Source organism: Candidatus Nanopelagicus limnes, from assembly GCF_002287885.2.
GTDB lineage: Bacteria > Actinomycetota > Actinomycetes > Nanopelagicales > Nanopelagicaceae > Nanopelagicus > Nanopelagicus limnae.
Genome location: NZ_CP016768.2, coordinates 1 through 23,117, shown reverse-complemented (window position 1 = coordinate 23,117; position 23,117 = coordinate 1). Strand labels below are relative to the sequence as shown.

Below are 23,117 nucleotides of genomic sequence, written 5' to 3'. Positions count from 1 at the left end.
TACCACCTCTTAGGTAGGCTTATCAAATGAATTCAGGTAGTAATTCCAACAATAATGAAAAGGGTGTTGAAGTGCGAACTCATGATATTCCAGTTGCCGATGCAATGACGGAGTTTATGAAAGAGGGCTGGGCGCCATCTCCTTTGACAGGAATCTCTTCCCATCCATCAATTCCCTTCACACAACTACGCAGAGATAAATTGTCTAAACAATATGTTGGCAAGAGATTAATTTTCCCTTCAGGATCATTAAAGGTAAGAAGTAATGACTCTGATTACCAATTTAGAGCTAACTCAGCTTTTAGTTGGTTTACTGGAATTGTTGCATCAGATTGTGTGCCAGATTCATTATTTGTAATGGAGCCAACTACATCAGGTCATGAAGCATTGCTATTTATTCACCCGAGGTCACCTCGAAATGACAGTGAATTTTATAAGGACACAAGATTTGGTGAGTTTTGGGTTGGCAGAAGAATGACATTGGAAGAAACTGAGACAAAGTATGGAATTAAGGTTAGACAAATTGAATCAATTGAAGAGTTTTTAAAGGACAAAAAAGAAACTTTGCTAGTCCGTGGTGAGGATTCTGCAATTGATAAGTTGGTTGAAGAAAATACGGAAAGTGAAAAAGAGTTCTTAAATTACATCTCAGTTATGAGAGCTGTTAAAGATAAGTATGAGATTGATGAGATGCAAAAGGCAATTGACGCATCAGTTCGTGGTTTTGCCGATATGGTCCGTGTTTTTCCAGCAGCAACATCGGTGGCAAGAGGTGAGCGAGTAATTGAGGCTGCTTTTTATGGCAGAGCAAGATTAGAAGGAAATGACAATGGTTATCCAAGCATTGTTGCATCCGGTGCCCATGCTTGCGTATTGCATTGGATTAAAAATGATGGAGATGTGTTGCCAGGGGACTTAATTTTAATTGATGCTGGTGTTGAGGTTGAATCTCATTACACAGCAGATATAACTAGAACCTTTCCGGTAAATGGAAAGTTCACTGAAGCACAGCGCAAGATTTATATGATTGTTTATAAAGCCCAGCAAGCAGGAATAGCAGCTGTTAAACCAGGAGCAAAATTTAAAGATTTTCATGCTGCCTGCATGGTTGAGATTGCAAAGGGGGCAGAAGAACTTGGCGTGCTTCCTATATCTGCTGAGGAATCTTTAAAGGAAGAAAATGGCTTACATAGAAGATGGCAGTTTCATGGCTCAGGACATCACTTAGGTATTGATGTCCATGATTGCGCACACGCTAGAAAAGAGCAGTACGCCGAAGCTGTGTTAGAGGCTGGCATGATTTTAACTGTTGAGCCTGGTTTTTATATTCAACCAGATGACACATTGTTCCCTGAGGAGTACCGAGGAATTGGTGTTCGGATTGAGGATGATATTTTAGTTACAGAATCAGGGGCCAAGATATTAAGTAACGCACTTCCTCGTCACCCAGATGAGGTTGAGGCTTACATGGCAAAACTACTTAAGTAATCTTTAATTCACTCGTTGTAATTTTAACCTCCACAATCTCACAAGGCGCCCCATCACAACAATTAGTCTTCATATGACAATTTGGGCATAGCCATCTAGTTGCAACTGGATCATAAGGAACACTACAAAAATCACAAGCCATCTGATTATTAGCACCCATTTGTTAATAAGCCTTCTTACTCTTAAATGCCCGGTTAATAATTGTGGTAACAATTGAGATTAGTAAAGATGCAAAGAGTGCTGATTTAAAATCCATAACATCTAATTGATTACTCCACCTGGCAGTTAACATCAACATGGCAGCATTTACTACAAAAGCAAATAACCCTAAAGATAATAAGATGGCGGGCAGTGTTAATAACTTAACTAATGAGCCAATAACTCCATTTATTAGACCAAATAAAAGAGCTACCCACAAATAGCTCCAGGCACCACCATTAACGCTTATGCCATCAAGGAGAGAGGTTGCTGCCCAAAAAGCGAGTGCGCCAGCGATTAGGCGAATAATTAAATTCACGTACTAAAGAATACCCTCACGTTTGCGAATTTTTGATCCAAGCCATCTAACTGGGTCATACTTAACATCAACTACCCGCTCCTTCATTGGGATAATTGCGTTATCGGTAATCTTTATGTGCTCTGGGCAAACCTCTGTACAACATTTAGTGATATTACACATCCCAAGACCATGCTCTGCCTGCGCCTTTTGTTTACGGTTTTTCAAGATATCAAGTGGGTGCATATCAAGCTCAGCTAGCCTGATGAAAAATCTTGGGCCAGCAAATGACTTCTTATTTTCTTCATGATCTCTTATTACATGGCAGGTGTCTTGGCATAGGAAGCACTCAATACATTTTCTAAACTCCTGTGACCTTTCAACATCAACTTGTGCCATTCGGACCTCACCTGCCTTTAAACCAGCAGGAGGAGTGAAGGATTCAACCTCCATCGCCTTCTTATAATTAAATGAAACATCAGTTACTAAATCTTTAATCACTGGGAAGGCTCTAAGTGGTGTAACGGTGATGGTTTCACCCTCTGCAAAATTTGCAACCTGGGTCATACAGGCAAGGCGTGGCTTGCCATTTATCTCCATAGAACATGAACCACACTTACCAGCTTTGCAATTCCAGCGAACCGCTAGGTCGCCCATCTGAGTTGCTTGCACACGGTGAATTACATCAAGGACTACTTCACCCTCATTTGCCTCAACCTCAACATCTTTTAATGCGCCATCCTTTGCATCCCCGCGCCAGATTCTAAGTTTTATTTTTTTACTCATGATCTAACCCCCGCATTATTTGGTAGTTCATCCTTGCTTAAATACTTCTCTAACTCGTGGATATCAAAGAGATCAAATAACTCATTTGGCATTTTAGGTAGTTTTTGTTGTTTAACAACTACCTCTTTGCCATTAAAGGCTGCAATATTATTTTGTGATCGCCACTTTGGATCCATCGCTGGGAAATCATCCCTTGTGTGTCCGCCGCGGGATTCCTCTCGAACTATCGCAGATTTTGCAGTGCTCTCTGCAACCAACAACATATTGTCTAGATCAAAGGAGAGGTGAAAACCTGGATTAAACAATCTATCTCCACTTACTGCAACATTTTCAATGCGTTTTCTAATTGCTGCGATCTTTTCAATGGCATCTTGTAATTCACTCTTAGTTCTAATGATTCCAACTAGGTTATGGGTGATCTCTTGTAACTCTTGGTGAAGGGTGTATGGATTCTCCCCACCGGTTCTCTTAAAGGGTGCAGCGATTTTTTCAGCTGCATCCCTAATACTTTTTTCACTTACCTTCACAGGTTGTGAATTTTTCACATACTCAGCAGCGCCTGCGCCAGCACGTCTGCCAAAAACTAAAAGATCAGAAAGTGAATTACCACCTAAACGATTTGAACCATGCATGCCACCTGCAACTTCTCCTGCGGCGTAAAGTCCTGGAACTCCAACAGCTGCTGCGGTATCTGGATCTACCTCAACGCCACCCATTACATAATGACAGGTTGGACCAACCTCCATTGGCTCCTTTGTAATATCAACACCCGCTAATTCATAAAATTGATGCCACATCGATGGCAATCTCTTCTTAATTACATCAGCTGGTATTCGCTTTGAAACATCTAGGAAAACTCCGCCATGCTCAGTTCCTCGGCCAGCTTTAACTTCAGAGTTAATCGCTCTTGCTACCTCATCCCGTGGCAATAACTCAGGAGGACGGCGATTATTATCTTGATCTAAGTACCAACGATCTGCCTCTGCCTCATTATCAGCGTACTTATCTTTAAATACATCTGGAATGTATTTGAACATAAACCGCTCACCCTTTGTGTTGGTTAAAACACCACCTTCACCACGAACAGATTCTGTTACCAAAATTCCACGTACTGATGGCGGCCAAACCATGCCAGTTGGATGAAATTGTAAGAACTCCATATCAACTAAGTTTCCACCAGCTTTTAGAGCCAGTGCGTGACCATCTCCTGTGCCCTCCCAGGAGTTTGATGTAATTTTAAATGTCTTGCCAACCCCACCTGTTGCAAGAATTACTGCAGGGGATTCAAATAAAACTTCATTGCCATTTTCTCGTCTATATCCATAAACACCAGCAACCTTGCCATTTTCCTTTAAAACTTCTGTAATTGTTACTTCAGCAAATACCTTTAGATAACTTTCAGCATCCCCATGATCTTTTTTATCCTGCTGTTGCATTGAGACAATTTTTTGCTGCATCGTTCTAATCAACTCAAGACCTGTGCGATCACCAACATGGGCAAGACGTGGATACTCATGTCCACCAAAGTTACGTTGTGAAATCTTTCCTTCACCAGTTCTATCAAAGAGTGCGCCCCAAAGCTCTAACTCCCAAACGCGGTCTGGAGACTCCTTGGCATGAAGCTCTGCCATTCGGTAATGATTTAAAAACTTTCCGCCCCGCATTGTGTCTCTAAAATGAACCTGCCAACCATCTTTTTCATTCACATTTCCCATAGAGGCAGCAATTCCACCCTCTGCCATAACTGTGTGTGCTTTGCCAAATAAAGATTTACAAATAATTGCAACGCGCAATCCAGCCTCACGTGCTTCAACAGCAGCCCGAAGTCCAGCCCCGCCTGCGCCAATTACAACAACATCAAAGTTATGACGCTCCATTGGAATTTTCTCACTCATTGTTTATTCACCAACCCTTAGAAGAAGTAGAAATTGGTAATGGCCCCACTTGAGACCTGGCGGACATAAAAGTCAGTTAGTGCAACACCGAAAAGTGAAACCCAAGCAAAATTAGGGTGGTAGTGATTTAACTTTGATACTACTGTCCAAGCTTTATATCTAACTGGATGCTTTGAGAAGTTCTTTAATCTGCCACCAATTGTGTGACGGCAGGTGTGGCAGGAGGCTGAGTAAAGCCAGAGCAAGGTTGCATTAAGTAGAAGAACTAATGTGCCAACACTCATATGTCCCCATTGGCCTTCTTCATTTTTAAATGCGATTACTGCGTCGTAGGTAAGCAAAACATTAAAGACAAGGCCGGCGTAGAAAAACCAACGATGGCCATTTTGTAATATCAGTGGCGCTCTAGTCTCTCCTGTGTACTTCTTGTGTGGTTCTGCCACAGCACATGCAGGTGGTGACATCCAAAATGATCGGTAGTAGGCCTTGCGGTAGTAGTAACAGGTGAGTCTAAAACCTAATGGGAATACCAAAATAAATAATGCTGGAGAAATTAATAATCCAGCAATTGTTATGGTGCCGATTGGGGTTCCTAAGTGGGATGCCCCTTCAATACAAGCGGTTGATAAACATGGTGAGTAAAAGGGTGAAATTAATGGTTCAACAAAGTAATGCTTATTTTCAAAAGCCCTAAAAGTTGCATAAATAATAAATGAAACTAAAACTGCAACTGTGATTGCAGGTTGTAACCACCAGCGATCTGTTCTTAAAGTTTTATCTGTTAGTAAGGCACGGCCTGCGGAAAATACGCCAGTTTTTTCAACTTTAGAATCCAGTAAGGCCATGGCCTAAGTTTGCTCTTGGTATTTGGTAAGCGCTAGGTGAGAGTGCGCTGAGTGGATATGAAATCAACCACAAATTAAAAAATCTGGCGGAGGGCGTGGGATTTGAACCCACGAAGGTTTCCCTTGCCGGTTTTCAAGACCGGTGCACTCGGCCGCTATGCGAGCCCTCCGTGGGCAAACTTACCTGCAATAGTGGTGGTGCTCCAAAATCAAGCAATACCTATTCGGGAAGCTCTAGCAACCTTTCAATCACCTTTGCCACACCATCTTCTTGATGCGCATCAGTTTGATACTTTGCATACTTCATCAAATCAGGATGTCCATCCGCCATTGCCCAGGATCTACTTGCCCAGGAGAGCATTGAAAAATCATTTGGATTATCACCAAATGTCACACAATCATCCGCAGTTAATCCATGACGATCTGCAATCTTTGCCAATGTTGCACCCTTGCTAACACCATGCGCTGATATTTCAAGGAGAGAATCAGTTGAGTTTGAATGAGTAACAAAGGCAATGCCATCTAGCTCCTTGGTTGCAATTGCCAACATCTCATCGGATGATAATTCACCGTTTATGCATCTTGCTAACAGTTTTAAAGCAGGAGCGGTAATTGCCTCTTCTATTTTTTCAACCCCAACATTATCTGCTCCAATATCCCACCTTGGCACATACGCCTTCTCACGGTGAAACTGTTGATTAACCTCTACTGCAAATGTAACTGATGGGATTACTTTGCGTAATCGCTTTGCAGTCTCTAATTGTGCTTCAACTGAAAATAACCACTCTTCAAGTATTTGTTGATTTATAAAGTCATAAAGCATTGCGCCATTGCCACAAATACCTAAACCAAAGTTAAAGTTTTCTTTTATCTCAGCCATCCATCTGATTGGACGGCCCGTAACAAAGTAAATATGAATGCCAGCTGCATGGGCGGCAGCGAATGCTATTTTGGTGCGCTCTGAGATAAAACCGTAATGGGCAACAATTGTGCCATCTAAATCTGTGCCAATTAATTTAGGACGTTTGCCGGTGACTGTTTTTAAAACACTCACGCGCTAACCAGAGTATCCATCCCAAGAAATGGAATTAAAGCCTTTGGCACCTTTACTGAGCCATCTTTTTGTTGATGATTTTCTAAGATTGCAACAATTGTTCTTGGCACAGCGACTAATGTGCCATTTAAGGTGGCAACAGGTTTTGTGCCCTTCTCATCTTTATATCTAATATTTAAGCGGCGTGCTTGAAACTGGGTGCAGTTTGAGGTGCTGGTGACCTCACGATAGGCATCCTGGGTTGGAATCCAAGCTTCAATATCAAATTTTCTAACCGCGCTTGCACCAAGATCACCACTTGCAACATCAATAACACGGTATGGAATATCAAGTGAATCAAAGAAGGCTTTCTCCCAAGCGAGTAATTTCTTATGCTCATCTTGCGCATCCTCTGGTTTACAAAATGTAAACATCTCAACCTTTTCAAATTGGTGAACACGAATAATGCCGCGGGTATCTTTGCCGTAACTGCCTGCTTCTCTTCTAAAACATGGTGAATAGCCGGCGTATCTAATTGGTAGTTGATCTAAAATTTCATCCATATGAAATGCAGCAAGTGGCACCTCAGAGGTTCCAACCAAATAAAGCTCATCCTCTTTTAGATGATAAACATTCTCTGCTGCTTGTCCTAGAAATCCTGTTCCCTCCATTGCGGCAGGTTTTACTAAAACTGGTGGAATCATTGGAATAAATCCTGCCTTTACCGCAAGTGAGATTGCGTAATTAACTAATGCCAATTCAAGGAGTGCGCCAGGTCCTGTTAAGTAGTAAGAGCGAGCACCTGCCACCTTGGCGCCACGTTCTGTATCAATAGCTTTAATAATCTTGCCGATCTCAACATGATCCTTTGGTTCAAAGCCTTCTTTTTTAAAATCTCTTGGAGTTCCAATCTGTTCAATAACTTTAAAATCAGCCTCCCCACCAATAGGAGCTGCTGGATCAATTAAATTTGCAATAAGCAGCGCAATTTTATTAGCACGCTCTTCCGCCTCTGCCCGCTTAGAATCCGCTGCCTTTACAGATGTTGCAAGTTGTTTTGCATTCTCAAGTAGTGCGTTTTTTTCATCGCCCTTAGCGGAGCCAACTGCTTTAGATAATGTGTTTTGCTCAGCTCTTAAACTTTCAAACTCTGAAATTGCAACTCTGCGCTCATCATCTACTTTAAGTAATTGGTCAACTACAGATGGATCTTCCCCCCGAACTTTTTGAGAGTTTCTAAAAAGATCTGGGTTTTCTCTTAACGCTTTTAAATCAATCATATGAAAGTAGCCTACCGATTACTTTGCTTGGGGATAGGAACCTAGAAAACGAATATCCTCACAAATTTCTTTTAAGCCAGCTAATGCTGCGCTAATTGGCTTATCTTCAACATGACCCTCAGCATCAATGATGAAGTGGTAGTGGCCAAGTTGAGATCCAGTTGGACGGCTTTGAATAAAGGTTAAGTTGACCTGATGTTTTGCAAACTCATTTAATATCTCAAGGAGAGCTCCCGCGTGATCTAGTGCGATAAATACAGCAAGTGAAGTTCGATCCTTACCAGTTGCCTTTGGTTGATTTCCAGGCTTTTCAACCAACACAAACCTTGTTACCGCCCCTGTGTTATCGCCAATATTTTCAGCAATAATCTTTAGGTCATAATTTTTAGCAGCATTTGATCCGGCAATTGCTGCGTCGTAATCACCCTTGCTTAATCCTTTAGCTGCTGCAGCAGTTGATGAGCTTTCAATAACTTGGGCATTTGGATAATTCTTCGCAATAAATGAGCGACATTGTGATTCTGCGTGTGGGTGAGTGGCAATTGATTTAATCTCTGCTGAGTTTGTATTACTTAGTGTCATCAGAGAAAAACTCACTGGCAATGTAGTTTCTGCGGTAATTACCAAGGGTTGACCTATTGCTAACTCATCTAAGGTTCTGGCAACAACACCCTCTACTGAGTTTTCAATAGGTACAAGTGCTTTTTGGCACTCACCATTTCTTACCGCATCCAGTGCTGCGGTGACATTTGCGTATGCAATTAGCTGATCACTTGGGGTAGTAATTTTTTGAAGAGCGGCCTCTGTGAATGTGCCGGCAGGTCCTAAGTAGGCATACTTAATTGACATGGCTTAAGGGTATCCCAGGTGCTTTCGTGCTCGCGCCGGATAATCTGTAATCACCGCATAGAGCTCTAATTCTTGGCAAAGCTTTAGATCATTTAACTCATTAACTGTCCAAGCAATTACCTGCTTGCCTTTACTTTTCTCAATTTTAACAAATGAGTGATCAGATTTAATAATTTCAATATGAGCCATTGTAAATTTAGTTGGATTAAATCTTGCTAAAACTTTTCTATTAATTAGGAAGCCACTGCTATCAGTACTTTTCTTGTTTCGTAATGTGGCAAGATAAGAAAATGAGATAAGTAGTATTTCAATTCCACTTTTTGTGATCGCATCCCTTTTGCTAGCCAGTAATTTATGCGCCTGTTTTTCAACTTCACCCCTTGTTGGAACTGGGTGTTTAAACTCAATTACTAGATCCTTCTTATTTAAGATCGCAAGATCAAGCAGCTCATCTAACCTAAATGGGTTGATGCTCTCCTTTAATTGGCTGTATGTACTCTTTGCAATCTCAAGATCAAGATTTGATAATCTCTTTGCATTTTTATCGTGGTAGCAAATAATCTGCTTATCTTTTGTCAGCCGCACATCACACTCAAAACCATCTGCGCCTTGTTCAATCGCTCCCAAGTAGGCAGCCTTTGAGCCTTCTGGAAAATCACCAGATGCACCGCGGTGGGCATAGATTCGCATGCGGGGGTCGCCCTTTCTTTTTCAAATCAAATATGTGGTGAGATTGGCTCTATGAAATGGCAGTTTAACTCCTTTGCCCAAACTGATCTTGGTTTAGTGCGCGAGGGCAATGAGGATTCAGCCATTACCTGCGCAAATTTGATTGCAGTTGCAGATGGCATGGGCGGTCACGCCGGTGGTGAGGTGGCATCTGCCATTGCTATTAACGCACTATCTCAATTACAACCAGTACTTGTGGATGAGAAAATTGATAATGATTCACGTGAGGATCTATTTTTAAATATTACCCATGAGATTGATCAAGAGATACTAGAAAAAAGTAAGGCGCAACCTGATCTTGCCGGTATGGGAACTACATTAACCGCCTTAAGTATTTTTGATAAAAATATTGAGCTTTTACATATTGGTGACTCAAGGTGTTATCGCTACCGTGATAATAAATTAGAGCAGTTAAGTTATGACCACACTGTGATGCAAGAATTACTAGATCAAGGACGCCTAACCCCGCAAGAGGTCTTTGATCATCCGCAGCGTTCTTTGTTGACCCAAGCGCTCATGGGAGATTCTGGCTTAGATCCAATTTTAATTAGCTTTGAGATTAAAAAAGATGATCGGTATTTGTTATGTAGTGATGGATTAACAAATGTTTTATCTGATTATGAGATAAGTAAAATCATTGAAGCCAATGAGGATAAAAACATCCCGCAATCACTTATCTCAGAGGTTAGATCTAAGGGAGCACCAGATAACATCACAATTATTTGGAGCGCAGTTACTGCAGATAAACAATCTGATCAGGTTAGAAAATTAGGGGCAGCTAATGAATAGCCCAATTAATAAGTTAGCAGGTGGTCGATACAGCGTCGGTCAGATGATCGGCACCGGCGGTATGGCAGATGTTTACCAAGGTTTAGATACCAGATTAAATCGTGAGGTAGCAATTAAAGTTTTACGTAGAGATTTAGCTAAGGATCCTGCATTTGTGGCTAGATTTAAAAAAGAAGCCCTCGCCGCCGGCGGATTAAATCATCCAGGAATTGTTGCCGTTTATGACTCGGGTGAAGAAAATGATTCACCATTTATTGTGATGGAGTTAGTAAGTGGTGTAACTCTTCGCCAATTAATGCAAAGTACACAAATTTCTCAACATAAATCACTTGAAATAATCAAGGGCATTCTGCAAGCACTTGATTACTCTCACAATAAAGGAATTGTTCATAGAGATGTAAAGCCTGGAAATATCATGATTACAGACTCTGGTGATATTAAGGTTATGGATTTTGGTATTGCTCGTGCCACCGATGACATTGGCGCCACTATGACAAGCACTTGGAATGTTGTTGGCACAGCTCAATATCTTTCTCCTGAGCAAGCAACTGGTGAAGTAGCGGACGGCAGGAGTGATCTTTATTCATTAGGTTGTGTGATGTATGAATTACTAACTGGCAGGCCACCATTTACCGGAGATACACCAGTATCAGTTGCATACCAACATGTTTCAGCGCAGGTAACACCAGCATCACAAATTAAACCTGGGTTAGATGTAAACATAGATCGATTACTTGAAGTAGTTCTAGCCAAGGATCCAGCCCATCGTTACCAAGATGCGATGGCGATGCTTGCTGATTTAGAACATGTAATTAAAGGTGAGCCAGTAACAACAAAGATTAAGAAGGTTATTCCGCGGCGCAGAGTAATTACTGGATCAATTGTTGTTATTTCTTTACTGGCCCTGCTTACCTTTGGCTACTTTGCCACCTCACCAAATGGCGCGACAGTTAAGGTGCCAAATGTTGTTGGTTTAACTGAGGATGAAGCAAGGGCGTTACTTAAAAACTTTAATGTAAACATCGAAAAGGCGCCTGATGCAAAAATTCCAATTAATCGAGTTGCATCTCAATTACCGCTTGCAACCTCAGATGTGAGCGCTGGAAGTAGCGTGACATTAACTATTTCAGAAGGTCCAGGCAATACCACTGTTCCAGTTGGTTTAATTGGTTTATCCCTTGAGGATGCAAGATATAAATTAACTTCAGCAGGTCTGCTTATTTCACAAACTATTGCAGTTGATTCAGATCAAGCACCCGGAGTTGTAATCAGCATTAATCCAATCCCTGGAACCACCATTACCGCAGGAAGTGGCGTAGTACTTGAAATTGCAAGTGGCAATGTGCAGGTTCCTTCTTTAGTGGGATTAAATGAAATTGGCGCCAAAACAGTGTTAACTCAAGCAGGATTTTTAATTAGAGAGATCACAGCTTTTGATCCAAGTAAGCCAGTTGGTGAAATTCTTGCGCAAGCTCCAGAAGGTGGTGCTACAAAAACTATTGGCAGTATTGTGACAATTACAATTAATAAAAACTAAGCTCTAATTACAACTGGAGATAATCCTTCAGATCTTGCGCGAGCGCCCTTATCACCACAAATCTCTAACCAATTACCAATCATTTGATAACCATGTTCAGTTAATACTGACTCTGGGTGAAACTGCACACCATATATTGGCAATGTTTTATGTTGCACAGCCATTACAACTCCTGACTCAGTTGTTCCAGTTATCTCAAGTGAATCTGGCAAGGTATCTTTTTCAATTGCGAGTGAGTGGTAGCGAGTTGCAGTAAATGGGGATGGGATATTTTCTAGCACTGATTTATTTTTATGAGTAACAACAGAAGTTTTACCATGTAATAACTCTGGCGCTCTGGACACAGTTGCGCCATATGCAACACCAATTGCTTGATGTCCTAGGCAAACTCCTAAGAGTGGGATCTTTTTTTCTGCGCAGTACTTAACTAACTCAATACTTATTCCAGCGGCCTCTGGCGTGCCAGGTCCTGGTGAGATTAAAACACCATCATATTTATCTGCCTCACTAACCTTGATGGCATCATTTCTAACTACTGTGCAAATAGCACCTAATTGCTGCAGGTATTGAACAAGGTTAAATACAAAGGAGTCGTAGTTATCGATAACTAGGATCTTGCGGGCAGTGGTGCTCATAGGCCAATTGTGTAGTAATCTGCTGCCATGCCGAAGTCAAAAGTTCGCGATAAGGTCAAAAAGAAGCAGAAGATCGCTCCTGTTATTGAGCAGATGGCTGCTGAGGATGACAAGCTTGAATCTCCTAGCTGGCTTGCCCCCGTAATGGTCGCAAACTTCATTTTCGGGCTGATCTGGATCGTTATTTTCTACATCAGTGGAACTAACTACCCAATCCCTGGCATTGGCGCTTGGAACATGTTGGTTGGCTTTGGTTTTGTGGGTATCGGCTTTTCACTAGCCACCCGCTGGTACTAATTACAACGCTGTAATTCTCCACACGGTGGATAACTACTGTGGATATCTATTTTCGCTTAACCATCACTGTTGCTACAACTCCTCCTACTAAACCGCCTAAATGAGCCTTCCAATCAATTCCTGGGATCACAAAAGGAATAGCTAGGTTTAATGCGATCAACCCAAAACCCTCTTTTAAATTGGCTCCCATCCGCTTTCCCATTACAAGCAGTGCGCCAAATAAACCAAAGATCATGCCGGAGGAGCCAACCGCAATTGAGGTGAGTGGGTTAAAGAGGAAAGAGGTGAGTGAGCCAAACAGTAAAGATGTAATTAAGATAAAAATGTATTTGTTTCTACCTAAATAATTTTCAATTGCAGTTCCTAGTGAGAATAGCGCCAACATATTAAAGAGTAGGTGAAGCCAGCCGCCATGAACAAGGGCAACGGTAAGCAAGCGATACCACTGCCCATTTTCAATTGCAACACCATAGAGTGCGAACTCATACTCAAGATTTGGTTGCAGCAGGGTTAATATAAAACAACCAGAGATAAAAAAGACTAAGTTTCTAGTCAAACTCTGCGACATTTAAATTACTTAAAAGATACTGAAGTTATCTTTACAGCTTGTACTGGCTTGTCATTTGCCCCAGTTTTAACAGTAGCAATTGCGTCCACTACCTTTTGGCTGGCCGCATCTTTAACCTCACCAAAGATTGAATGTTTACGATTTAACCAAGCTGTTGGCGCTACAGTAATGAAGAATTGTGAACCGTTTGTGTTTGGTCCAGCGTTCGCCATTGCAAGTAGGTATGGCTTATCAAAATTTAACTCACCGTGAAATTCATCAGCAAAGTTATAACCAGGACCTCCCATGCCACTGCCAAGTGGATCTCCACCTTGGATCATAAAGTTTGGAATTACGCGGTGAAAAATAGTTCCATCATAAAGATTAGTTTTAACCTTCTCGCCGATATTTGGATCTACCCACTCTTTTGCTCCGGTTGCTAACTCAACAAAGTTTGCAACAGTTTTAGGTGCGTGGTTTGGAAATAGTTCAATGACAATATCGCCCATGCTGGTGTGGAAATTTGCTTGATCCATTTGTTTTCTCACTCTCTTTATTAATTACTAAATTAAATAATTTATATTTAAAAATTTAAATATAAATAATTGTGGAGACCAGGGGAATCGAACCCCTAACCCCCGCCTTGCAAAGGCGGTGCTCTACCAATTGAGCTAGGTCCCCGCATTGCGTGCAGGGTGGGCCTATGTGGACTTGAACCACAGACCTCTTCCTTATCAGGGAAGCGCTCTAACCAGGCTGAGCTATAGGCCCATATTGCTGGTGAAGGCTACCTGAGGAAGTACTGCTAAACCAAAAGTGGTTTTCTTTCTACCTCATTCCTCTTTCGTTTTTACGCTTAATCAAGATCATCAACTAAGCGAGTAACAGATACTACTGAGATTCCTGGATCTAGGTTAACCAGTCTGACTCCTAAAGTGTCTCGGCCAGTCTCACGGATCTGTGCCAGTGGAGTTCGCATAACTGTGCCAGCTGATGAGATCGCCAAGATCTCATCTTTTTCCTGCACGATCATTGCGCCAACTAATACACCACGTGAGTCTTCATCAATCTTTGCTGCCTTCACACCAATTCCGCCTCGCCCTTGGCTTCGATACTCCTCAAGCTTTGTTCGCTTGGCATAACCACCATCAGTTGCGGTAAATACATAATTTTTATTATCACTACTAATCGCAGCCATTGCTAATAAGTTGTCACCTTTTCTAAACTTCATTCCAATAACACCAGTTGCTCCTCGTCCCATTGGACGCAAGGTTTCATCGTTGGCAGAGAATCTAAGTGACATTCCCATCTTTGAAACCAATAACAACTCCTCTTTTTCGCTCACTAAAGTTGCAGAGACCACTTCATCATTTGCTTTTAATGAGACTGCAATTAAGCCGCCACTTCTTGGTGAGTCATACTCAGGTAGTGGGGTCTTCTTAACAATTCCTGCCTTTGTTGCAATTACTAAATAAGGCTGGGTTAGATAATCTTCAATCGCAATAACCTGCGCAATTGTTTCATCCGGCTTAAAAGCTAACAAGTTTGCAACATGCTGTCCTCTAGCATCACGGCCTGCGTCTGGTAATTCATGAACCTTTGCCCGATATACCCGGCCCTTATTTGTGAAGAACAACAACCAGTTATGAGTACTTGCGGTAAAGAAATGCTCAACAACATCATCTGTTTTTAACGCCGCACCTTTAACGCCTTTACCTCCGCGCTTTTGGGCGCGATAGGCATCTGCCTTTGTTCTCTTTGAATATCCACCCTTAGTAATGGTTACCACTACATCTTGATCTGGAATTAAATCTTCAACTGACAAGTCAGTATCACCGGCAATAATTTGGGTACGTCTGTCATTGCCATACTTACTGCCAACCTCGGTTAGCTCATCTTTAATGATTAATCGCTGCTTTTCTGGGCTATCTAGGATGATTTTTAACTCTTTGATATCAGCCATTAACTCATCATGTTCATCAATAATCTTTTGTCTTTCAAGGGCGGCAATTCTTCTAAGTTGCATATCTAAGATTGCGTTCGCTTGCAGCTCATCTACTTCAAGTAATTTCATTAATCCAGTGCGTGCTTCTTCCGGAGTCTTGCTTGCTCTAATTAATGCAATTACCGCATCAAGTGCATCCAGTGCCTTTAAGTAACCTTTTAATATGTGAGCTCTTTTTTCTCGCTCAACTAATCGATACTTACTTCGTCTAACAATTACCTCAACTTGGTGTTCAATGTAATAACGAATGAACTCGTCAAGACGTAATGTTCTTGGCACACCATCTACTAATGCCAACATATTGGCGCCAAAGGAATCTTGTAATTGAGTGTGTTTATAAAGATTATTTAAAACTACCTTTGCAACTGCATCATTTCGAAGAACAATTACTAAGCGTTGGCCTAAGCGCTCATTTCCTTCATCCCTAACATCTGCAATTCCTTTAATTCGGCCATCTTTAACAAGTTCTGCAATTTTTAACGCTAAGTTATCTGGGTTTACTTGATAAGGAAGTTCAGTAACAACAAGACATGTACGCTTATTAATCTCTTCAACCTCAACAACTGCTCGCATGATGATTGAACCACGGCCAGTTTTGTAAGCATCCTCAATTCCACCCCGTCCAACAATTAATGCTTTAGTTGGAAAATCTGGGCCTTTAACAATTGTCGTCAACTTAGCTAATAATTTTTCAGATTCCAGCTCTGGGTTTTCTAATGCAAAACAGGTTGCCTCAATTACCTCATTTAAATTATGTGGTGGGATGTTGGTGGCCATACCAACTGCAATGCCGGCAGAGCCATTAACTAAAAGGTTTGGAAAGCGGGATGGTAAAACAGTTGGCTCTTGTGATCTGCCATCGTAATTTGGAATGAAATCAACTGTTTCTTCATCAATATCTCGCATCATCTCCATTGCAAGAGGAGCTAGGCGAGCTTCGGTATAACGCATGGCTGCTGCTGGATCATTTCCAGGAGATCCAAAGTTTCCATTGCCATCAATTAATGGATAACGAAGTGACCAGAATTGAGCAAGACGAACTACTGCGTCATAAATAGCGGTGTCACCATGTGGATGGTAATTACCCATTACATCTCCAACAATTCGAGATGATTTGTAATAACCCTTATCTGGTCGATACCCAGCGTCATACATTGCATATAAAACTCGGCGGTGTACTGGTTTTAAACCGTCTCTAATATCTGGAAGTGCTCGGCCAACAATTACGCTCATTGCGTAATCTAGGTATGACCTAGCCATTTCAACTTGTAGATCAACAGATTCTTGTCGATCTCTACCATGTTCACCTTCGTGATCTATAAATGTTTTATCCATAATTAAATATCCAAGAATCTAACATCTTTAGCATTTCGCTGAATAAATGATCTGCGCAGTTCAACATCTTCACCCATTAAAACTGAGAATAAATCATCAGCAGCTGCTGCGTCCTCTAAAGTAACTTTAATTAAAACTCTAGTTGCTGGATCCATAGTGGTATCCCAAAGCTCTTTTGCTGGCATCTCACCTAAACCTTTAAATCGTTGAATACCATCATCTTTTGGTAGGCGCTTACCATTTTCTAATCCTATTTGAATAAAACCATCACGCTCTTTATCGCTGAAGGCATACTGCACTGGCTCTTTGCCGCCCCACTTTAATTTATATAATGGTGGTTGAGCTAGGTAAACAAATCCATTTTCAATTAATGGTTTCATAAATCTAAACAATAAAGTTAAAAGTAGGGTTCTAATATGTTGGCCGTCCACATCAGCGTCTGCCATCAAAATAATTTTGTGATATCTAAGTTTTGCTAAATCAAAATCATCGTGGATTCCTGTGCCGAGCGCTGTAATTAAAGCTTGTACTTCATTGTTTTGTAGCACGCGATCAATTCTTGCCTTTTCAACATTTAAAATCTTTCCGCGAATTGGAAGTACTGCTTGGTAACGAGAATCTCGCCCGCCTTTTGTTGAACCACCAGCAGAATCTCCCTCAACAATATAGAGCTCGCATTTTTCCGGCTCAGTCCATTGGCAATCAGCTAACTTTCCTGGCATGCCACGCCCTTCAAGTAATCCTTTGCGATTACGAGATAAATCACGAGCTTTTCGTGCTGCTACCCGGGCGGCTGCTGCATCGATTGATTTTCTAACAATATCTTTTCCTTCACTTGGATTTTTTTCAAACCAAGAGGTTAGGTGATCATTCATTGCTTTTTGAGTAAAAGATTTTGCTTCAGTGTTTCCTAATTTTGTTTTTGTTTGTCCTTCAAATTGTGGTTCGGCAATTTTGATAGAGACAATGGCGGTTAAACCCTCTCTAACATCATCACCGGTTAAGCGGTCCTCTTTCTTTTTAATAAAACCCCACTCTTCACCAAACTTATTAACTATTGAAGTTAGCGCGGTTCTAAAACCTTCTTCATGGGTGCCACCCTCTTGGGTATTAATTGTGTTGGCGAATGTATAAACAGATTCAGAAAAACCTGTGTTCCATTGCATTGCCACTTCTAATGACATTTTTTGTTTGGCTTCTTCGGTTGCAAAGGAGATGATGGATTTATGGGTTGCGCCCTTTGTAATATTTAAATGTTTAACGAAATCAATAATTCCATCTGCGTACTCATATCTAACATAAAGTGGATTTCCTTTTTCATCCACATGTCCTGCTCTTTCATCGGTTAGGGTTAAAATTAAGCCCTTGTTTAAAAATGCCATTTCACGAAATCTGGTTGATAAGGTTTCAAATGAAAAATCAGTTGTTTCAAAAATTTCTTTAGAGGGCCAGAAGGTAACAGTGGTGCCAGATTCCTCGGTAGCACCTCCTTTTTTCACAGGCGCGGTTGGCACACCCAACTTATAGCTTTGATTCCAAATAAAACCATCACGCATAACCTCAACACTGAGATCAGTACTTAAAGCATTTACTACTGAGATACCAACACCATGTAATCCACCAGATACTGAGTAGCCACCATCACCGAATTTTCCACCGGCATGTAAAACAGTTAACACAACTTCAAGTGCTGGTTTCTTTTCAACTGGGTGAATATCAACTGGAATACCGCGGCCATTATCAATAACTTTTACTGAGCCGTCTTTTTGTAAAAAGATATTTATCTCTGTGCAATAACCAGCTAATGCTTCATCAACTGAGTTATCAACTACTTCATAAACTAAGTGGTGTAATCCCCGCTCACCAGTTGAGCCGATATACATTCCTGGTCTTTTTCTAACCGCATCTAATCCTTCTAGAACGGTGATATTTGAAGCGTCATAACCTTTGTGCTCTTTTTTAGATTGAGCTTGAGATTGGGTGTTTTTGGTCGCCACCTATAACCCCCAAACTCTTCTATAAGTGAATCTGGCCGTTTTTTGACCGGCACACCCCATAATCTTATCTGTAGATCAACTGTTGAAATACTCAAATTAGGGTTTTAGGGGATAAATGCGCCCCTTTTGAGGAAGTTTTGTGGGTGGATACTAGCCGTAGGTGTCTCTTGGCCCCTTGGCCCCTCGAATTGAGCGCAGTCCTCGCTTCCAACTTGGCGCGTGAGGCCCAATCACATTTAGCTGTTCAACTAAAGCACCGGGCGCGGAATTTGATATTGTTTTAAGTAAATCATCCTGCATCAATCGCATCTGAGTTGCCCAAGCAGATGATGAGGATTGAATTGTTAATCTGCCATCAACTAATGAGATTGGTGTTGTGTGTTGAGCAACTTCAACTCCAACAATCTCTTCCCAATTACTAAATAAATTTCCTTCAGCAAAACCTTTACCCCAATTACGTCCTGTGATTACTTCAGAAAGCACAGATTCTAAAGATTGTGGGTCGGTATTTTTGGTTCGCTCAATACTCACTTGTCCACTTGCTCTTAACTTTCTAAAACCTGATCGATAAAACTTATATAGTTCCTTTGCTAAATCATTTTTCATAATTTGCTCACCACGCCTGACTTAACTAAATGCCTTGTGCCTTTAATTGATTTAGGTAGATCATTTTCAACTGCGACAGTGATTAAGGTTTGCTCGGCGCTTTGCGCAATTTGAGCCAACTTCTCTCGCCTATCCTCATCTAATTCAGAGAACACATCATCTAAAATTAAAATTGGTGATAAGCCATCTGATTTTAAAAGATTATATGTTGCAAGTTTTAAAGATAAAGCAATCGACCAGGATTCACCATGGCTGGCATAACCTTTAACTAGGTGATCACCGAGTGCTAAAACTAAATCATCGCGGTGTGGCCCAGTTAAAGTAAGACCACGTTCCGTTTCTGCCCCTCTATTTAAAGTTAGCTTCTCCATTATTTTTTCACTGTTTTCACTTGGGTTAATAGAAGGATTTTCAATACTTGATTTATAGATTATTTCAGCAGGTTTAGTATCTGAAATATCTTTATATATATTATTAAATATGGGTTTTAACTCAACTAGGGCCGCCATTCGCAGCGCTATTAATTCGCCTCCAAATTGTGCGACCTGTTTATCCCAAGGTATTAACGCATCATTTGAGGCTCTGGTTTTAAGTAATGAGTTTCGCTGTTTAACTGCGCGGTCATAATCGGTGATAACTCCGGCCGCCCTTGGGGATCTTAAAGTTAATAATTGGTCAATGAATCTGCGGCGCTCACTTGGATCCCCTCGCACAATATCTAAATCCTCAGGTGAGAAATAAATGGTTTGAACAATTCCAAAGATCTCTTTTTGACTTCGAACTTGATTTTGATTTACTTTGGCTCGATTAGCTTTCTCGCTATTAATCTCTAACTCAACCAAAATCTCCCGCTCTGGGTATTGCACTTTGGCACGAATGTAAGCACTTTGATTACCTAGTTTAATTAGTGGGGTATTTCCACTAGCCCGGTGTGAGCTTAAGAAGGTTAAATAAAGAATGCTTTCAGCAATATTGGTTTTTCCTTCACCGTTCTTACCAACAAATATTGAGATGCCACTAGTAAGTGGTAGATCTAGTGAGGAATAAGATCGGTAATTAGTTAGGTTTAGATTGGTGATTAACACTAATTTAAATTGTTGATAATTATGATGAGTAACGCATTGGCATTAACAAATACTTATAGTTTGTAATTGGTGCGCTAGTTGCTTCGGTTTGACCAGTTAAAACAGCGGGTTTGTTGGCACCAGTGAATGTGATGTGAACAAATGCGGTATTGATTGCATTTAAACCATCAGTTAAAAATGTTGGATTAAAGGCAATGTTTATGTCCTCGCCTTTGTAATTGATATCTAATTTCTCACTAGCTTGTGCTTCATCGCCTGTGCCAGCCTCTAATTGCAAGGTGTTATTTGAAAAGTTAAGACGCAAGGGAACTGTTTTATCGGTTACTAGAGCCACGCGCCGGACTGAATCTAAAAATGGTGCGACTTCAATTACGGCGTCTGCGGTTGATTCACTTGGTAGTAAGTGTCTAAATGGCGGGAAGGAGCCATCCAACACTCTTGATGTCATGGTTTTTCCATCTGATATGAAACCAACTAATTTTTCATTTGTGTTTGCTGGCGCTAAGGCAATTGTTACTTGAGATGAACCAATTAAAGATTTGGCGGCGTCAGCTAATGTGCGAGCGCGTAATAATGAAGTGGTTTCGATGTTTGCATCCTGCGCACTCCATGTTAACTCTCTAACCGCTAGGCGGTATCGATCAGTTGCGGCTAATGTGATTTGGTTTTTATTAATTTCAACAAATACACCAGTTAGTGTTGGCAGGGAATCATCTTTACCAGCTGCAATTGCTACTTGATTAACTGCGGTTGCAAAAAGATCTGAGTTTAAAGAACCGGAGGCGCTTGGTAGCTCCGGCAGTGTTGGGTACTCAACTAGTGGCAATGTTGGCAATGTGAATTTGGCGCTTCCTGCGCTAACTAAAACACGGCTTCCCTCTAAGTTAAATGTGATTGGTTTAGCAGGTAATGATCTAGAGATCTCAGCTAATAATCTTCCTGGTACTAAAACTTTTCCTTTTTGAGAAACTTCTGCTTTAAATTTTGCTTTTGCTGCTGTTTCTAAATCTGAGCCGGACAAAGTTATTTCATCGGCGGCGTCAATGACTATACCAAGGAGTGCGGTGGTGATTGGTCGGTTTGAGATCGACTTTGAAACCCAATTGACTGCGTCAACTAGGTCATCTCGTTCTACTACAAACTTCATCCGTCCACCTTTTCTTAACTAATCTGAAAATCTTAACTACTTAAAGATTTATCCAACAGTTCGCAGCCATTCACCCTTAAATCCTTATATATAGTGGTTAGTAATAACCAAAACAAAAACTGTGGGCTGTTGGCAAAACCGCAGGTCACCCCGCATAAAGTTACCCCCAAAAACTGTGGGCAGCTTGTGGGTGAGCTGTTTAAAGCGGGGTCTAAACCCCTTTATAAACAGCAATATCCACAGTTATCCACACCTTATCCCCACCTTGGGGGTATCGGTTTGGGGAGAACTTTTCAATATTTAGTTGTATTAAAACCTTACTTTTTAGATTGCTGCTTTATTCGGTTGGTTAACTCAGTCACTTGGTTATAGATAGAGCGCCGCTCTGCCATTAACTGCCTAATCTTTCGATCAGCATGCATCACGGTTGTGTGATCACGCCCTCCGAAAGCCTGGCCAATCTTCGGTAAAGAAAGCTCAGTCATCTCTCGACACAAATACATCGCAATCTGCCGGGCATTTACTAATACCCGAGAGCGAGAGGTGCCACAAAGATCATCAACTGTTAGTGAGAAGTAGGAGGCGGTCTGAGCCATGATGGTTGGACCAGTAATTTCTGGGCCACCCTCTTCTGGGATTAAATCCTTAAGCACGATCTCTGCCAGTGATAAATCAACACCCTGTCGATTTAAAGAGGCGAAGGCAGTAACACGAATTAACGCACCCTCTAACTCACGGATGTTTGTTGAGATTTTACTAGCAATATATTCCAACACATCATCAGGAGCGTTTAATTTATCTTGCGCAGCTTTTTTGCGAAGAATGGCAATTCGAGTTTCAAGCTCTGGTGGTTGAATATCAGTAATTAAACCCCACTCAAATCGGGAGCGAAGGCGATCTTCTAAAGTAGTTAATTGTTTTGGTGGTCGATCACTTGAGATAACAATTTGTTTGTTGGCGTTATACAAAGTGTTGAATGTATGGAAAAACTCCTCTTGGGTTCGCTCCTTGTTTTCTAAAAACTGAATATCATCAACTAATAAAATATCTAGGTCGCGGTAGCGCTTTTGAAAAACTGAAGCTTTATCATCGCGAATTGAGTTAATAAAGTCATTTGTGAACTCTTCAGATGAGACATAACGGACCCGGACTGAGCCATATAACTCTTTGGCGTAGGCGCCAATCGCATGTAAAAGGTGGGTCTTGCCAAGGCCTGAATCACCATAAATAAACAGCGGGTTATAAGCCTTTGCCGGGGCTTCAGCTACAGCAACAGCGGCCGCGTGGGCAAAACGATTTGAGGCACCAATAACAAAAGTTTCAAAAATATATCTTGGATTTAACTGCGCACTTTCATTGTTATTTAATGAGGTTGAGTTTCGTCCCGTGCCACCTTTGACCTCAATTGGGGCATCTGGAAAAACTTGATCATCACTTTGCAAATTTTCTTGGCTCTCAGACTTACCATCACTTGTAACAGTTACTGCAATATTTATTTTCTCACCCAACTGGTTACTTAACTCCTCAGTTAAGATGGCGCGAAGTCGGGTCTCTAAAACATCCTTAGTAAAAAGATCTGGAGCTGATAACAAAAGATTTGAACCATCTTCACCTGGTAGTAAACCCAGTGGTTTGGTTCTAACTAAAAATGCGCTGTATTGCGGAGTTGAGACGGAGGAGACCACCTGATCCCACAGTTTTTGCAGATCAACCTGCGCTAGCGTTGCCATCTACCCA

At 41.3% G+C, this 23,117-nt stretch carries 22 protein-coding genes and 3 tRNA genes; 4 read left to right on the top strand and 21 right to left on the bottom strand.

Annotation, left to right across the window (positions count from 1 at the left end):
* The first annotated feature begins 26 nt into the window (after positions 1–26).
* Positions 27–1,487, top strand: a complete 1,461-nt coding sequence (locus tag B1s21122_RS00120) for an aminopeptidase P family protein (RefSeq protein ID WP_095680108.1) — start codon at positions 27–29, stop codon at positions 1,485–1,487.
* Here B1s21122_RS00120 and B1s21122_RS06345 read toward each other — a convergent pair.
* The 10 genes from B1s21122_RS06345 to B1s21122_RS00075 all read right to left on the bottom strand — a co-directional run bounded on the left by B1s21122_RS06345 (position 1,480) and on the right by B1s21122_RS00075 (position 9,361).
* The gene (locus B1s21122_RS06345; RefSeq protein ID WP_190278559.1) at positions 1,480–1,647 is read right to left on the bottom strand and encodes a hypothetical protein; all 168 of its coding nucleotides are present in this window, start codon (positions 1,645–1,647) and stop codon (positions 1,480–1,482) included. The genes B1s21122_RS00120 and B1s21122_RS06345 overlap by 8 nt on opposite strands.
* Positions 1,648–1,650: 3 nt before the next feature.
* The gene (locus B1s21122_RS00115) at positions 1,651–2,004 is read right to left on the bottom strand and encodes a phage holin family protein (RefSeq protein WP_095680107.1); all 354 of its coding nucleotides are present in this window, start codon (positions 2,002–2,004) and stop codon (positions 1,651–1,653) included.
* A gap of 3 nt (positions 2,005–2,007) precedes the next feature.
* Complete coding sequence (locus B1s21122_RS00110; RefSeq protein WP_095680106.1) at positions 2,008–2,769, bottom strand: succinate dehydrogenase/fumarate reductase iron-sulfur subunit; 762 nt, start codon at positions 2,767–2,769, stop codon at positions 2,008–2,010.
* Positions 2,766–4,664: a fumarate reductase/succinate dehydrogenase flavoprotein subunit gene (locus B1s21122_RS00105; protein ID WP_095680105.1), complete on the bottom strand. Its 1,899-nt coding sequence runs from the start codon at positions 4,662–4,664 to the stop codon at positions 2,766–2,768. The genes B1s21122_RS00110 and B1s21122_RS00105 overlap by 4 nt, the downstream gene beginning before the upstream one ends.
* A gap of 17 nt (positions 4,665–4,681) precedes the next feature.
* Entirely contained in the window at positions 4,682–5,509 is an 828-nt protein-coding gene (locus B1s21122_RS00100; protein ID WP_095680104.1) for a hypothetical protein, read from the bottom strand.
* An 84-nt stretch (positions 5,510–5,593) separates the two neighbouring features.
* A tRNA-Ser gene (locus B1s21122_RS00095) sits at positions 5,594–5,679 on the bottom strand.
* 50 nt (positions 5,680–5,729) lie between these two features.
* On the bottom strand, positions 5,730–6,563 hold the full coding sequence (locus tag B1s21122_RS00090; RefSeq protein ID WP_095680103.1) for an HAD family hydrolase: 834 nt from the start codon (positions 6,561–6,563) through the stop codon (positions 5,730–5,732).
* Positions 6,560–7,822: a serine--tRNA ligase gene (gene serS / locus B1s21122_RS00085; RefSeq protein ID WP_095680102.1), complete on the bottom strand. Its 1,263-nt coding sequence runs from the start codon at positions 7,820–7,822 to the stop codon at positions 6,560–6,562. The genes B1s21122_RS00090 and serS overlap by 4 nt, the downstream gene beginning before the upstream one ends.
* An 18-nt stretch (positions 7,823–7,840) precedes the next feature.
* Positions 7,841–8,671 (bottom strand): prephenate dehydratase, encoded by an 831-nt coding sequence (gene pheA, locus B1s21122_RS00080; RefSeq protein WP_095680101.1) that lies wholly within the window; start codon positions 8,669–8,671, stop codon positions 7,841–7,843.
* Positions 8,672–8,674: 3 nt separating this feature from the next.
* On the bottom strand, positions 8,675–9,361 hold the full coding sequence (locus B1s21122_RS00075; protein ID WP_095680100.1) for a glycerophosphodiester phosphodiesterase: 687 nt from the start codon (positions 9,359–9,361) through the stop codon (positions 8,675–8,677).
* A 51-nt stretch (positions 9,362–9,412) separates the two neighbouring features.
* Between B1s21122_RS00075 and B1s21122_RS00070 the strand changes: the two genes are divergently transcribed.
* Both B1s21122_RS00070 and B1s21122_RS00065 read left to right on the top strand, forming a co-directional pair.
* On the top strand, positions 9,413–10,189 hold the full coding sequence (locus B1s21122_RS00070; RefSeq protein WP_095680099.1) for a PP2C family protein-serine/threonine phosphatase: 777 nt from the start codon (positions 9,413–9,415) through the stop codon (positions 10,187–10,189).
* Entirely contained in the window at positions 10,182–11,726 is a 1,545-nt protein-coding gene (locus B1s21122_RS00065) for a protein kinase domain-containing protein (RefSeq protein ID WP_095680098.1), read from the top strand. The genes B1s21122_RS00070 and B1s21122_RS00065 overlap by 8 nt, the downstream gene beginning before the upstream one ends.
* Here the strand turns inward: B1s21122_RS00065 and B1s21122_RS00060 are convergent.
* The gene (locus tag B1s21122_RS00060; RefSeq protein ID WP_095680097.1) at positions 11,723–12,361 is read right to left on the bottom strand and encodes an aminodeoxychorismate/anthranilate synthase component II; all 639 of its coding nucleotides are present in this window, start codon (positions 12,359–12,361) and stop codon (positions 11,723–11,725) included. The two genes, B1s21122_RS00065 and B1s21122_RS00060, sit on opposite strands and share 4 nt — an antisense overlap.
* A gap of 27 nt (positions 12,362–12,388) precedes the next feature.
* Between B1s21122_RS00060 and B1s21122_RS00055 the strand changes: the two genes are divergently transcribed.
* Positions 12,389–12,658 (top strand): cell division protein CrgA, encoded by a 270-nt coding sequence (locus B1s21122_RS00055; RefSeq protein WP_095680096.1) that lies wholly within the window; start codon positions 12,389–12,391, stop codon positions 12,656–12,658.
* Positions 12,659–12,704: 46 nt separating this feature from the next.
* On the opposite strand, the gene B1s21122_RS00050 is transcribed toward B1s21122_RS00055, so the two are convergent.
* From B1s21122_RS00050 to dnaA, 10 genes are all read right to left on the bottom strand, one after another.
* The gene (locus B1s21122_RS00050; protein WP_095680095.1) at positions 12,705–13,226 is read right to left on the bottom strand and encodes a rhomboid family intramembrane serine protease; all 522 of its coding nucleotides are present in this window, start codon (positions 13,224–13,226) and stop codon (positions 12,705–12,707) included.
* A 5-nt stretch (positions 13,227–13,231) separates the two neighbouring features.
* Positions 13,232–13,741, bottom strand: a complete 510-nt coding sequence (locus B1s21122_RS00045) for a peptidylprolyl isomerase (RefSeq protein ID WP_095680094.1) — start codon at positions 13,739–13,741, stop codon at positions 13,232–13,234.
* Between the two features lie 72 nt (positions 13,742–13,813).
* Positions 13,814–13,886 (bottom strand) — tRNA-Ala (locus B1s21122_RS00040).
* Positions 13,887–13,901: 15 nt separating this feature from the next.
* Positions 13,902–13,976 (bottom strand) — tRNA-Ile (locus B1s21122_RS00035).
* Positions 13,977–14,061: 85 nt separating this feature from the next.
* Positions 14,062–16,545 (bottom strand): DNA gyrase subunit A, encoded by a 2,484-nt coding sequence (gyrA, locus tag B1s21122_RS00030; RefSeq protein ID WP_095680093.1) that lies wholly within the window; start codon positions 16,543–16,545, stop codon positions 14,062–14,064.
* Between the two features lie 2 nt (positions 16,546–16,547).
* Positions 16,548–18,542 (bottom strand): DNA topoisomerase (ATP-hydrolyzing) subunit B, encoded by a 1,995-nt coding sequence (gene gyrB, locus B1s21122_RS00025; protein ID WP_095680092.1) that lies wholly within the window; start codon positions 18,540–18,542, stop codon positions 16,548–16,550.
* 150 nt (positions 18,543–18,692) lie between these two features.
* Entirely contained in the window at positions 18,693–19,148 is a 456-nt protein-coding gene (locus tag B1s21122_RS00020; RefSeq protein WP_095680091.1) for a DciA family protein, read from the bottom strand.
* Positions 19,145–20,233, bottom strand: a complete 1,089-nt coding sequence (gene recF, locus B1s21122_RS00015) for a DNA replication/repair protein RecF (protein ID WP_095680090.1) — start codon at positions 20,231–20,233, stop codon at positions 19,145–19,147. Before recF ends, B1s21122_RS00020 begins: the two co-directional genes overlap by 4 nt.
* Before the next feature lie 19 nt (positions 20,234–20,252).
* On the bottom strand, positions 20,253–21,380 hold the full coding sequence (dnaN, locus tag B1s21122_RS00010; protein WP_095680089.1) for a DNA polymerase III subunit beta: 1,128 nt from the start codon (positions 21,378–21,380) through the stop codon (positions 20,253–20,255).
* A 317-nt stretch (positions 21,381–21,697) separates the two neighbouring features.
* The gene (gene dnaA / locus B1s21122_RS00005) at positions 21,698–23,110 is read right to left on the bottom strand and encodes a chromosomal replication initiator protein DnaA (RefSeq protein WP_095680088.1); all 1,413 of its coding nucleotides are present in this window, start codon (positions 23,108–23,110) and stop codon (positions 21,698–21,700) included.
* Positions 23,111–23,117 lie beyond the last annotated feature (7 nt).